This is a genomic window from Tannerella sp. (assembly GCF_030528505.1).
GTDB lineage: Bacteria > Bacteroidota > Bacteroidia > Bacteroidales > Tannerellaceae > Tannerella.
Genome location: NZ_JAUMYS010000081.1, coordinates 1 through 12,490, shown reverse-complemented (window position 1 = coordinate 12,490; position 12,490 = coordinate 1). Strand labels below are relative to the sequence as shown.

The 12,490-nt window shown below is 49.9% G+C and carries 8 protein-coding genes and 1 pseudogene; 7 read left to right on the top strand and 2 right to left on the bottom strand.

The window, feature by feature from the left end; translation table 11 throughout:
* The first annotated feature begins 26 nt into the window (after window positions 1-26).
* Window positions 27-1,094: a GDP-L-fucose synthase gene (locus Q4A89_RS10705; protein ID WP_303185452.1), complete on the top strand. Its 1,068-nt coding sequence runs from the start codon at window positions 27-29 to the stop codon at window positions 1,092-1,094.
* Here Q4A89_RS10705 and Q4A89_RS10700 read toward each other — a convergent pair.
* Window positions 1,086-1,781 carry a Maf-like protein gene (locus Q4A89_RS10700; RefSeq protein ID WP_303185451.1) on the bottom strand — a complete coding sequence of 232 codons (696 nt, stop codon included), beginning with the start codon at window positions 1,779-1,781 and terminating at the stop codon, window positions 1,086-1,088. The genes Q4A89_RS10705 and Q4A89_RS10700 overlap by 9 nt on opposite strands.
* A 191-nt stretch (window positions 1,782-1,972) precedes the next feature.
* Here Q4A89_RS10700 and Q4A89_RS10695 point away from each other — a divergent pair, with 191 nt between their 5' ends.
* The 4 genes from Q4A89_RS10695 to lon all read left to right on the top strand — a co-directional run bounded on the left by Q4A89_RS10695 (window position 1,973) and on the right by lon (window position 9,843).
* Window positions 1,973-4,063 (top strand): S9 family peptidase, encoded by a 2,091-nt coding sequence (locus Q4A89_RS10695; RefSeq protein ID WP_303185449.1) that lies wholly within the window; start codon window positions 1,973-1,975, stop codon window positions 4,061-4,063.
* Window positions 4,064-4,105: 42 nt separating this feature from the next.
* Window positions 4,106-4,951 carry a DUF4349 domain-containing protein gene (locus Q4A89_RS10690; RefSeq protein ID WP_303185448.1) on the top strand — a complete coding sequence of 282 codons (846 nt, stop codon included), beginning with the start codon at window positions 4,106-4,108 and terminating at the stop codon, window positions 4,949-4,951.
* Window positions 4,952-5,016: 65 nt separating this feature from the next.
* Window positions 5,017-7,170 (top strand): S9 family peptidase, encoded by a 2,154-nt coding sequence (locus Q4A89_RS10685; protein WP_303185446.1) that lies wholly within the window; start codon window positions 5,017-5,019, stop codon window positions 7,168-7,170.
* A gap of 255 nt (window positions 7,171-7,425) precedes the next feature.
* Window positions 7,426-9,843: an endopeptidase La gene (lon, locus tag Q4A89_RS10680; protein WP_303185453.1), complete on the top strand. Its 2,418-nt coding sequence runs from the start codon at window positions 7,426-7,428 to the stop codon at window positions 9,841-9,843.
* Window positions 9,844-9,893: 50 nt separating this feature from the next.
* On the opposite strand, the pseudogene Q4A89_RS10675 reads toward lon, so the two are convergent.
* A pseudogene (locus Q4A89_RS10675) lies at window positions 9,894-11,623 on the bottom strand (DNA polymerase III subunit gamma/tau).
* Window positions 11,624-11,764: 141 nt separating this feature from the next.
* Between Q4A89_RS10675 and Q4A89_RS10670 the strand changes: the two are divergent.
* Window positions 11,765-12,067, top strand: coding sequence for a septum formation initiator family protein (locus Q4A89_RS10670; protein WP_303185444.1), 303 nt, complete (start codon window positions 11,765-11,767; stop codon window positions 12,065-12,067).
* On the top strand, window positions 12,067-12,393 hold the full coding sequence (locus Q4A89_RS10665; RefSeq protein ID WP_303185443.1) for a hypothetical protein: 327 nt from the start codon (window positions 12,067-12,069) through the stop codon (window positions 12,391-12,393). Before Q4A89_RS10670 ends, Q4A89_RS10665 begins: the two co-directional genes overlap by 1 nt.
* Window positions 12,394-12,490 lie beyond the last annotated feature (97 nt).

The following is a 12,490-nucleotide window of genomic DNA, read 5'->3' as shown; positions in this document are numbered from 1 at the left end:
GAACACTGACAAACTGAACACTACTCATGAACCAATCATCCAAAATATACGTGGCCGGGCATCGTGGACTGGTGGGATCGGCCATCTGGAATAACCTGCAACAAAAAGGGTATACTAATTTAGTCGGACGTACACACGACGAACTCGATCTGCTCGATGGCGCAGCCGTGCGTCGTTTCTTCGACGACGAACGTCCCGAATATGTTTTTCTTGCAGCCGCTTATGTCGGCGGGATTGTGGCAAATAACCGGTATCGTGCCGACTTTATTTACCGTAATATAGGCATTCAGCACCATGTTATCGGTGAGAGTTACCGGCACGGTGTGAAGAAGTTGCTGTTTCTCGGGAGCACGTGTATCTATCCGCGCGATGTGGCACAACCCATGAAAGAAGAGGCGCTCCTCACCGCTCCACTCGAATACACGAACGAACCGTACGCGATAGCCAAAATTGCCGGCTTGAAGATGTGCGAGAGTTTCAACCTGCAATACGGCACGAACTATATAGCCGTGATGCCGACGAACCTGTACGGCCCTAACGATAACTTCGATCTCGAACGCAGCCATGTGTTACCGGCGATGGTGCGCAAAATCCATCTTGCGAAATGTTTGGAAGAAAAAGATATGGATGCGGTGCGTACCGACTTGGCGAAGCGTCCCGTCGAAGGAGAAGACGGCACGGGAAGCGATGAGGCTATTCTCCGGCTTCTCGCGAGATACGGCATCACGCCGTCGGGTGTAACGCTTTGGGGAACAGGACGTCCTTTGCGCGAGTTCCTTTGGAGCGAGGAGATGGCCGATGCCTGTGTTTATATCATGGAGCATGTCGACTTCGATGATTTGAAGGGCGGTACGGACGACGTGCGCAACTGTCATATCAACATCGGCACGGGCAAAGAGATTTCCATTCGCGAACTGGCGCAACTCGTGGCCCGTACCGCAGGGTATCGCGGAACACTTACTTTCGACGCTTCAAAACCTGACGGCACGATGCGCAAACTGACCGATGTTTCGAAGTTGCATGCCCTCGGGTGGCATCATCGGATCGAGATAGCAGAAGGGGTCGAGCGAATGTATAGGTGGTACTTACAGTAGCTCTCCCATTGTTCTAAGCTCCTGATAAAGCCGTTGCACCGGCAGGCCCATCACGTTGTAGAACGAGCCTTCGATGCCGCGCACGCCGATGTAACCGATCCATTCCTGAATGCCGTACGCGCCGGCCTTATCGAAAGGTCTGTACGTATCGACATAGAACGTAATTTCCTGATCGGACAATTCGGCGAAATCAACGACCGATGTTACGGAAAACTCGTTTTGCTTTTCGCACGAAGTCAGCACGACTGCCGTCACGACTTTGTGCTTCCGCCCCGACAGCCGGTGCAGCATTCGTATCGCATCATCCCGGTCTTTCGGTTTTTCAAGGATATCTCCGTCGAGGATGACGATCGTATCGGCGGTGACGATTAGCTCGTCGGGTTTCATGCCCGGGACGTAGGCGTTCGCTTTCTCACGAGCGATAAAGCAGGGAATTTCTTCCGGAGCGAGACCGGCCGGATGAGATTCGTTAATATCGGGTATCAGGCGTACTTCAAAATCGAGGTTCAACCCTTTCAGCAGCTCCCGGCGTCGCGGCGAGGCTGATGCCAGGATGATTTTATGTCGGGTCGGCAGGGTCTTCGTAGCCGGTTTTGCGGCAGTCCCCGTATGTTTATGCCCTTTTTTCCACGCGGCTTTTCGTGCCTCGTATGCGGCGAACTGTTTTTCCAGATAATTATCAGCCATCTCGTATCGTTATTGGGCAGACGGTCGCCTGCGTGTCATGACTGCGAAGAGCACGCCTAAAGACAAAAGTCTTGTTTTTATATACATTATATTATAGATATCTTCGTGTTACGGGAAGCAAAAGTAAAGACTCGTTTTGTTTTTCCCAAATCCTTTTGTACTTTTACGGTCGCAAAATAAACATTATACCAATGAAAAAAATAGCAACAGTGTGCACCATGACAGCAATGATGGCATGCAGCAGCGTAGAACAGAAGCAGGAACAGGCATCAGGTACATCGATTATCGGACAGCCTGATGTGAAGATTGAGAACGGACAAATGTCTCCCGAAGTATTGTGGGCATTCGGACGGGTAGGGAACATGTGCGTTTCGCCCGACGGCAAACGTGTGGCTTATACCGTTACGTATTACAGTATCCCCGAAAACAAAAGCAATTCGGAGGTGTATGTGATGGATACCGACGGAGCAAACAAAAAGCAGCTCACACGGACGGCCGCCCGCGAAGGTGCGTTGGCATGGTTGCCTTCGGGCAAGGCGATCGCTTTCTTGCGCGACGGTAAGCTCTGGAACATCGATCCGGACAATGGAACCGAAACGCAAGTATCCGATATCGAGCAGTCGATCGATGGATTTCTCTATGCTCCGGCCGAAGATAAGGTGCTGTTTGTTATTTCTACCAAGATCGAAAAATGCACGGGCGCCGAACTTTACGACGATTTGGACAAAGCAAATGCTTATGTTTACGATGATCTGATGTATCGTCATTGGGACAGCTGGAAAGACGGTAATTACAATCATATCTACGTAGGAGACCTTGTGGCTGGCAAAGTGAAAGCGGTGGAAGATATTATGCCCGGCGAGCCGTATCATGCTCCGACGCGGCCTTTCGGCGGTACGGAAGAGATCACATGGAGCCCCGACGGAACAACGATTGTTTATACCTGCAAAAAACTGACCGGCAAAGAATACGCTTTCCAGACCAATTCCAATCTGTATGCGTACACGGTGGCCGATAAAAAGACGCGACTCCTTACCCCCGATATGCCGGGCTACGATAAGAATCCGCAATTCTCGCCCGACGGCAAACAATTGCTTTGGTCGAGCATGCGTCGCGGAGGCTTTGAGGCCGATAAGGAGCGTATGATGTTGATGGATTGGCCGGCCGGTGAGATGAAAGATGTTTCCGAAGCGCTTGATGCAAGTCCTTCGTCGCTGCAATGGACGGCAGACGGTAAAACGATTTATCTGACGGCTCCTATCAAAGAGGCTCATCAGTTGTTCGCATTCGATGTAGCGAGCGGAACGTTCAAACAACTTACCGAGGGGGATCATGACTATCAGCATGTGCAGCTTGCCGGCGACAAACTGATCGTAACACGTACGACGCATGTCAATCCGGCCGAAATATTCCGCGTCAACCCGGCCGATGGCAAGGCAGAAGAAATCTCGTTCGTGAATAAGGAGCTGATGGATAAGCTGAACCTCCCGACCTTCGAGAAACGTTTGATCGCCACGACCGACAATAAGCAAATGGTGACATGGGTAGTCTATCCTCCCAAGTTCGATGCGTCGAAGAAATACCCGTTGTTACTCATGTGTACGGGTGGGCCTCAGGGCGTACTCGGTCCGTCGTTCAGTTACCGCTGGAATTATATGTTGATGGCGTCGCAAGGCTACGTCGTAGTCGTACCTGCGCGTCGTGGAACTTCCGGTTCCGGACAGGAATGGTGCGATGCCATTTCGAAGAATCACGGTCAGCAGGACGAGCAGGATTTGCTTGCGGCTATCGATGCGATCAGCAAAGAACCGTGGGCCGATGCCGAACATATCGGTGCGATGGGAGCAAGCTACGGAGGATATTCCGTCTTTCATCTGGCCGGAACGCATAAAGGACGCTTCAAAGCGTTTCTGGCACATTGCGGAATCTTCAACATGGAGTTTATGTACCCGACCACGGAAGAAATGTTTTTTGAAGAGTGGGAAAAAGGAGGCGCGCCTTGGGATAAGGAGAATAAAGTGGCACAGAATTCATTCGCTCATTCGCCTCACCATCTCGTGAAAAACTGGAACACTCCGATCATGGTGGTTCATGGCGAACGCGACTTCCGCGTGCCTTATTCGCAAGGAATGGCAGCGTTCAATACGGCACAGATGCTTGGAGTTGAGAGCCGCTTGCTGATCTTCCCGACCGAAAATCATTGGGTGCTCAGTCCGCAGAACGGGATTGTGTGGCAGCGTGAATTCTTCCAATGGTTCGATAAGCATTTGAAGGTAAAATAATATCGAACGGATAAAAAGAACGTTATTCTGTAAAGAACAAGAATGAAGACCGGTATTCGTATCTTTTTCGTACTGTTGGGGGGAATACTCTGGTCTGCTTGCGGTCAGTCGGGAGGAAACACAGAAGCATACGAGCGGGTTGCTTTTTCGGAGGAGATGGCAACCGGTGAGGTTGCTTCGTCTGTAACCGATAAAGCGGCAGATTTCGTAGCTCCCGTTTCGTATGAAAGGAAGCTGACAAAGAAGGGGATGCTTCGTTTCGAAACGTCGGATGCAAAGAAAACTCATGCAACGATTCAGCGGGTAGTGACTGAAACGAAAGGATATGTGTCGAACGATAACCGGAATGAATATCATGATCGCGTAAACCATACCGTAACCATTCGCATACCGGCCGAGAACTTCGATGCGTTACTCGACAAAATCTCTTCCGGAGCCGATAAGATTGTTTACAAGAATATCGAGGTGTTGGATGTGACACAGGAGTATATCGATCTGGATACTCGCATCAAGACGAAGAAAGAATTGGAAATCCGTTATCAGGAGCTGCTCAAGCGTGCCCATACGGTCGATGAAATTTTGAAGATCGAAGAACAGATCGGTGTTTTAAGAGCCGATATCGAATCGGCGGAAGGATGTTTACGTTATTTAACTCATCAAGTAGCGTTTAGCACTCTTACCGTCGAATTTTATGAGATGTCATCCGTTACTGCCACCGGATTCGGGTATGAATTGAAAGAGGCTTTCCGAAACGGATGGGATTACTTGTTGCAGGTTTTTCTTTTCGTGGTGAATCTTTGGGCGATATTCTTCTTCATCATTGTTGTATGGGTTTTTGTCGCACAACTCAGAAAGCGGCGGAAAAGAGCGTCTTCAAAGAACCCATAACTTATAACTTTCGTGCGATCCGGAAAGTACTTGGACTTATGAATTATTCAAATTCTGTAATATATATGAAAAAAAAATGGAATCATCCATGGTTGCTTGCCGTAACCATGTTATTAGCTATTACATCGTGTAACAATGTAAAAAAAGAAGGAGTTGAAATTTTGAAACAATCCGATTTTCCCGCATTTCCAGTTGCGGAAGTGATGCCCGATACGTTTACGAATTTCGGGCAGCAGCGTATCGACCATTATTTTTGGTTGAAAGACAAGAATAACCCGAAAGTAATTGATTATCTGAACGCCGAAAATGCGTATACCGATACGGTGATGGCATCGACGAAAGCCCTCCAGCAGACGATTTACGATGAGATTCTCGGCCGGATGAAGGAAGACGATGAAAGTTATCCTTCGTTTAAAAACGGTTATTACTACTACAGCCGTATTGAAAAAGGGAAGCAATACCGTACGTATTGTCGCCGGAAAGGAACGATGGACGCACCGGAAGAAATTATTTTCGACATCAATAAGATGGCGGAAGGCAAACAAGCTTTTATCTTCCGCAGTTACTCGGTCAGCCCCGACAACAGTAAAGCGGCTTACTTCTACAACGAAACCGGTTCGTTTGCCGAATTTACGATGAAGATCAAAGACCTCGCTTCGGGCGAGACGGTCGGTTTCGAAGTGACCGGAGCGGCTTCGATGGCGTGGGCGAACGATAACAAAACGCTGTTCTACAGTATGGTCGATAAAACGTTGCGCTCGTCGAATATCTATCGCCGGATGCTCGATGCGTCCGAAGGCGAGTTGATTTATGAAGAAACGGACGCGCGTTTTAGAACGTATGTTTCGGGAAGTAAGACGAGAGAACACATTTTTATTTTCTGTGGAAGTTCGACGACCTCCGAAGTGCGTTATCTCTCAGCCGATCATCCGACCGACGCGTTTAAAGTCTTTATGCCTCGCGTGCAGGATGTGGAGTATAGCGTTTATCCGCATAAGGAAAAATTCTTTGTACGTTACAAAGACAAAGAGAATCTGAACGGTATGATTTACGAAGCGCCGCTCACAGGCTACGAAGACCGCGCAACGTGGAAGGTCTTTGTTCCGCACGATAAGGACGTTCGCATCGAAGGAATCGATGTGCTGAAAGATTATGTGGCGCTGGAACTGCGTAAGAACGGATTGAATGAGATTCATGTCAAGCCGCTCGACGGCAGTGAAACGAAAACGATCGCGTTCCCCGAACCGGTTTATTCGGCATGGCTGGGCGGCAATCCCGAATACGATGCTACGACGATCCGTTATACGTACACATCGCTCAATCGTCCGACTACGCTTTATGAATACACGATTACAAATGGCGAGACGGCCAAACTCAAAGAACAGGAAGTGCCTTCGGGCTTCAACCCCGACGATTATACGGTAGAGCGTCTCTGGGCTACGGCTCCCGACGGTGTGAAAGTGCCGATGGCCATCGTATATAAGAAAGGATTGAAGAAGGACGGTTCGAACCCTGCGCTGCTTTATTCGTACGGCAGTTATGGAAGCAGTTCCGACGTGTATTTCAGCACGAGCTATTACAGTCTGATCGACCGCGGCTTCGTGTTCGGTATCGCGCAGATACGCGGCGGAAGCGATCTGGGCGAGCAGTGGTACGAAGACGGCAAGTTGCTGAAAAAGAAAAATACGTTTACCGATTTCATCGCATGCAGCGAAATGCTGATTAACGAAAAGTATACGTCGTCCGATAAGCTGGCCATTATGGGCGGAAGTGCCGGAGGATTGCTGATGGGCGCCGTTGCGAATATGCGTCCGGACTTGTATCAGACGGTTGTGGCGCAAGTGCCGTTCGTCGATGTGATCAATACAATGCTCGACGAGTCGTTACCCCTCACTACGGGCGAATACGAAGAATGGGGAAACCCGAATGAGGAAGAATATTATCAGTATATCCTTTCTTATTCGCCTTACGACAACATCAAGGCGCAGAACTATCCCAATATGCTTGTGACGGGAGGAATCAACGATTCGCAGGTGCTGTTTCACGAACCGACGAAGTATGTAGCCAAACTTCGCTCGATGAAGACCGACAATAATATCCTGATTTTACATATGAACATGGATTCGGGACATGGTGGCGCCACCGGTCGTTACGACGGCATCAAAGATACGGCTTTTGAGTTTGCCTTTATCCTGAATAGGGTAGGGATCAATAAATAAAGTCAGATCGGTAATCAACCGAAGATAAGAAAGGGGGGATGTCTTTCAGCGGCATTCCCCTTTTTTGTGTCCGGGTATGTACACATTGAGCGAGCGATATGTCTCGTTTCTTCTGTTTTTGAGGAGGTTTTCCTGCACGCTGGCTAACGGTTTTCCGTATGTTCCATAAATATCGTACCTTTGCGCGGTTTAATTGCAGCCGGAATGAACAAAAAGAATAAAGAGACATTATATTTGCGCGAAGCTTTCAGTGACATGGACGATTCGGTGGGATTCGTGATGCCCATCCTGATGGAATGCGACAAGGACGAAGATTTTTCCGAAGGGATCGATAAGGTCGGTGAAAGTTTGCCGATTCTCTCGTTGCGGAACATGGTGCTGTTTCCGGGCGTGGCCATGCCGGTCATCGTCGGGCGGGCCAAGTCCATGCGCCTGATTCGGGAAGCCTCGCATAAAAAAATGATGATCGGGGTGCTGTGTCAGAAAGAGACGGAGGTGGAAGATCCTGGCTTCGATGATTTGTACACCATTGGTGTCGTGGCTGAAATACTGCGCGTACTGGAAATGCCGGACGGTTCGACGACGGCCATTTTGCAAGGCCGTAAACGTTTTCAGTTGCATGAGCTGACTGAAACGGAGCCTTACCTGACCGGGCGCGTCTCTCTGTTGGAAGATACGCATCCCAAAAAGAGCGACCGCGAGTTCGAGGCACTCATCTCGACGATTAAAGACCTTACGGTAAAGATGCTGACAGCCTCCGGCGAACCTCCTCGAGACCTGATTTATTCCATCCGCAACAATCAGAACGCGATGTATCTGATCAGTTTCGCATGCTGCAATATCCTTTCACATTCGCCCGAAAAGCAGGAGCTTCTGGCTATCAACGATCTGAAAGACCGGGCATACCGACTGCTGTTTATTCTTAACCGTGAGTATCAATTGATCGAGCTGAAAGCATCGATTCAGATGAAGACTCACGAAGACATCAACAAACAGCAAAAAGAATATTTCCTTCAGCAACAGATCAAAGCTATTCAGGAAGAGCTGGGTGGAAATATGAACGACATCGAGATCAAGGAACTGCGCGAAAAGGCGAAGAGTAAAAAGTGGCCGAAGGAAGTCGGCGAGATCTTCGAGAAAGAAGTCTCCAAGCTCGAACGTGTTCATCCGCAATCGCCCGATTTTTCGATACAGTCGCAGTACGTACAGACCATCATCAGTCTGCCGTGGGGGGAATACAGCAAGGATAATTTCAATCTGCCGCATGCACAGCGCGTCTTAGACCGCGACCATTACGGTATGGAGAAAGTCAAGGAGCGTATTATCGAGCATCTGGCTGTGCTGAAGCTCAAGAAAGATTTGCGTTCGCCTATTCTGTGTCTCTACGGACCTCCGGGAGTCGGTAAGACGTCGCTCGGTAAATCGGTGGCTGAGGCGCTGGGGCGGAAATATGTCCGCATCTCGTTAGGCGGTCTGCACGATGAGGCTGAAATTCGCGGCCATCGCCGTACGTATATCGGCGCGATGGTGGGACGAATCATTCAGAATCTGCAAAAAGCCGGGACGTCGAATCCCGTGTTTGTGCTCGACGAGATCGATAAGGTAGGCAACGACTTCAAGGGAGATCCTGCTTCGGCGTTGCTCGAAGTGTTAGACCCGGAACAGAACACGACATTCCACGACAACTATCTCGATATCGACTACGACCTGAGCAAGATTCTGTTCGTCGCAACGGCCAATAACCTGAATACGATTTCGCAGCCGCTGCTCGACCGTATGGAACTGATCGAAGTGAGCGGATACATTCTGGAAGAAAAGATCGAGATTGCCGTGCGTCATCTGATTCCGAAACAGATGGAATTGCATGGGATTCCGAAGCAAACGGTCAAATTTCACCGTCACGCCGTACGGGCGATGATCGAGTCGTACACACGCGAGAGCGGTGTGCGTGAGCTGGAGAAGAAAATCGCCAAGATTATGCGACGCATCGCACGCAAAATTGCTTCGGACGAGGAAGTACGTCCGATGATCAAGGCGGAAGACCTGAAAGGTTATCTTGGAGCCGTGGAATATACGCGCGACAAGTATCAGGGCAATGAGTACGCCGGTGTAGTGACGGGGCTGGCGTGGACGGCAGTGGGCGGAGAGATTCTTTTTGTAGAGTCGAGCCTGAGTCGCGGCAAAGGGTCGAAACTGACCATCACGGGCAATCTGGGCGATGTGATGAAGGAATCTGCCATGCTTGCGCTCGAATATGTGCATTCGCATGCCGGGCAGTTTGGCATCGACGAAGAACTGTTTGAAAACTGGAACGTGCATATCCATGTGCCTGAGGGAGCCATTCCTAAAGACGGTCCGAGCGCGGGCATTACGATGGTGACATCGCTCGTCTCCATCTTTACGCAACGCAAGGTGAAAAGCAATCTGGCCATGACGGGCGAGATCACGCTGCGCGGTAAAGTGCTTCCCGTGGGCGGCATCAAGGAGAAGATCCTCGCGGCTAAGCGTGCGGGGATCAAAGAGATTATTCTTTGTACCGAGAACCGGAAAGATGTGGAAGAAATCAACGCGACGTATCTCGCGGGGCTGACATTCCATTATGTCGACGACATCACGCAGGTACTCGACCTCGCTTTGTTACGCGAGAAAGTGAAACATCCGCTCTTCGGGTAAGCGAGTTTTCGGAATATGGTGTTCCGGCAACAGAAGTGCGGAACGCCCCGTCAGTCGAACATCAGATTGAATTCGTCTTTTAACTTCGACAGCAGCGGATTGATTTCGTTCAGCAGTTCGAACTTTTCTTTCGACGTGTATGCCAGTCTCTTTTCGTTTGCTTCGTCGATGCGTATCGTTAACTGAATCTTTCCGTTTTTCAACTGTGTGCGGAGGGTTTGCAGGATAGAAGCATTGTGATGGAGCAGCTCTTCCTGCTGACCGGGATTATGTACGACGACTTCGAACAAAAAATCTTCTTTCAGAACGGGCTGACAGTTGATCATCGTATTTTTCAGATGTACTTTCTTCTCTATCGTTGCGGCATACGCATTCCAGCAGCGAATCAGTTCTTCTTCGGTGAACGGATTCGTTTCCTGCGAAGCTTCTCCGACATGATACGTAACCTGCGTTTTGTTATTCGTTTCTAAAAGATCGGTTAGAGAGGTGCTTGTGGGACGCCGGCTGATCAGTTTCCGGGGCGTTTGAGCCGCACCGGGCGTACTTGTCGCGGTCGCCTGCGCGGCGCGGGGGAGAGAAGAGGTTGCACTACGATGTGTGTCGGATGCGGGCAGACCTTCAATAGCCCGAAGCAGTCGCAGTCTCAGTCGCTTTTTTTTTTAGCGTCGGCGATGGTAGCAGGGCCGGCTTCCTGGAGTTGACAGAGTTGAACGAACGTCAGTTCGAGCAAGAGTCGCTTGTTCCGGCTTTCGCGGTAGCGCAGGTCGCATTCATTAGCCAGCTCGATAGCCTGATAGAGCAGCCAGTCGGGACATTGGCGGGCGGTTTCGCAGTATCGGTCGCGAATCGATGCACCGATTTCGAAAAGTACGATCGTGCTTTCGTCTTTACAGACCAGCAGATCGCGGAAGTGCGAGGCCAATCCGGTGATAATATGCTGTCCGTCGAATCCTTTTTCCAGAATTTCGTTCAGGATGAGCAGGCTGGTCCGTATGTCTCCTTCCAGAATGGCGTCCGTGATGCGGAAATAATATTCGTAGTCCAGCACATTCAGGTTCTCGATCACGGCTTTGTAGGTGACGTTTCCGCCCGTATAGCTGACCACCTGATCGAAGATCGATAAGGCGTCGCGCATCCCCCCGTCGGCTTTTTGCGCGATGATGTTCAGGGCTTCGGGTTCGGCTTTCACCCCTTCCTCGCCGGCTACGTATTGCAGATGTTCTACGGCGTCGACGACCGAGATACGCGAGAAATCATACACCTGACAGCGTGACAGAATGGTCGGCAGAATTTTATGCTTCTCCGTCGTGGCCAGAATAAAAATCGCATAATGAGGCGGTTCTTCGAGTGTTTTGAGAAAAGCGTTGAAAGCGGCCTGACTGAGCATGTGTACCTCGTCGATGATATAGACCTTGTATTTCCCCACCTGCGGCGGGATGCGTACCTGCTCGATCAGCGAGCGAATATCGTCGACCGAATTGTTCGAAGCCGCGTCCAGTTCATGGATATTCAGCGACCGTTGTTCGTTAAACGACCGGCACGACTCGCACGCGTTACATGCCTCGCCCGCGGGCGTCAGGTTCATGCAGTTGATCGTCTTGGCGAAAATACGCGCGCACGACGTTTTTCCCACCCCGCGAGGGCCGCAGAACAGATAAGCATGTGCCAACTTATTGCTCAGGATAGCATTCCGGAGCGTAGTGGTCAGAGATTTTTGCCCGACAACGCTGTTGAACGTCGACGGACGGTATTTTCTGGCTGAAACGATATAATTTTCCATTTTCTTGTGTTGCCGGACAGCTATCGTGCAACCATCTATGCACACCCCGAACGGTGTTTTGTATTTGCCGCGAAATCCGGTTTGTTTTCTTGCAAAGGTATGGAATATTTTTCATACTTTTGCACAAAGTTCTCAACAGCTATGCCCGAAAAAGAAAATTTCTATACGAAATATCTCTCCAAACTCAATCTCTACGTCGTGGTGATTGCCGTATTCATGGTCCTTACATTCGTAATAGGCGACAGCAACCTCTACGTACGTTATACGTACGATGATAAAATCCGCAGCCTCGAACGTGAGATTAAGCATTACCGGAAAGAAATCGAGACGAATCGCCGGAAGCTCGAAGATATTCATACGAGCAAGGAGAGATTGGAACGGTATGCCCGCGAAGAGTTTTACATGAAACGGGACAACGAAGATATTTTTATTATCCAAGACTGATGGATTTACGCGTACGTACATGGATTTATATGCTTTCGGGGGCGCTCGTGCTCGTCGGGGCATTACTGTATATCACCCGGTGGAGTTATGCTCCCTGGCTCTTCGCGGTGGGGGCGGCCGGTGTAACGGTCAGTTACTTGACCGTGCCACAGAACGAAACGGATTTTCGCCTGCGACGGTTGCACCGGCTGAATATGTTTGCGGGAATCGCGATGATCGTCGCGTCGGTATTTATGTTCAAACAGCGTATGGAATGGGTGCCTTGCCTCTTGATTGCCGCGCTGATTCAACTGTATACTTCTTTCGTCGCGAAAGACCGAAAATAGGCGACACGTCTTTCTGTCATTTTCCTGCCATTTCGTCAGAAAAAGGTTCGACGTCCGACCTTTTTGCTCGGATATCCGACCTTTTTGCTCCGACGTC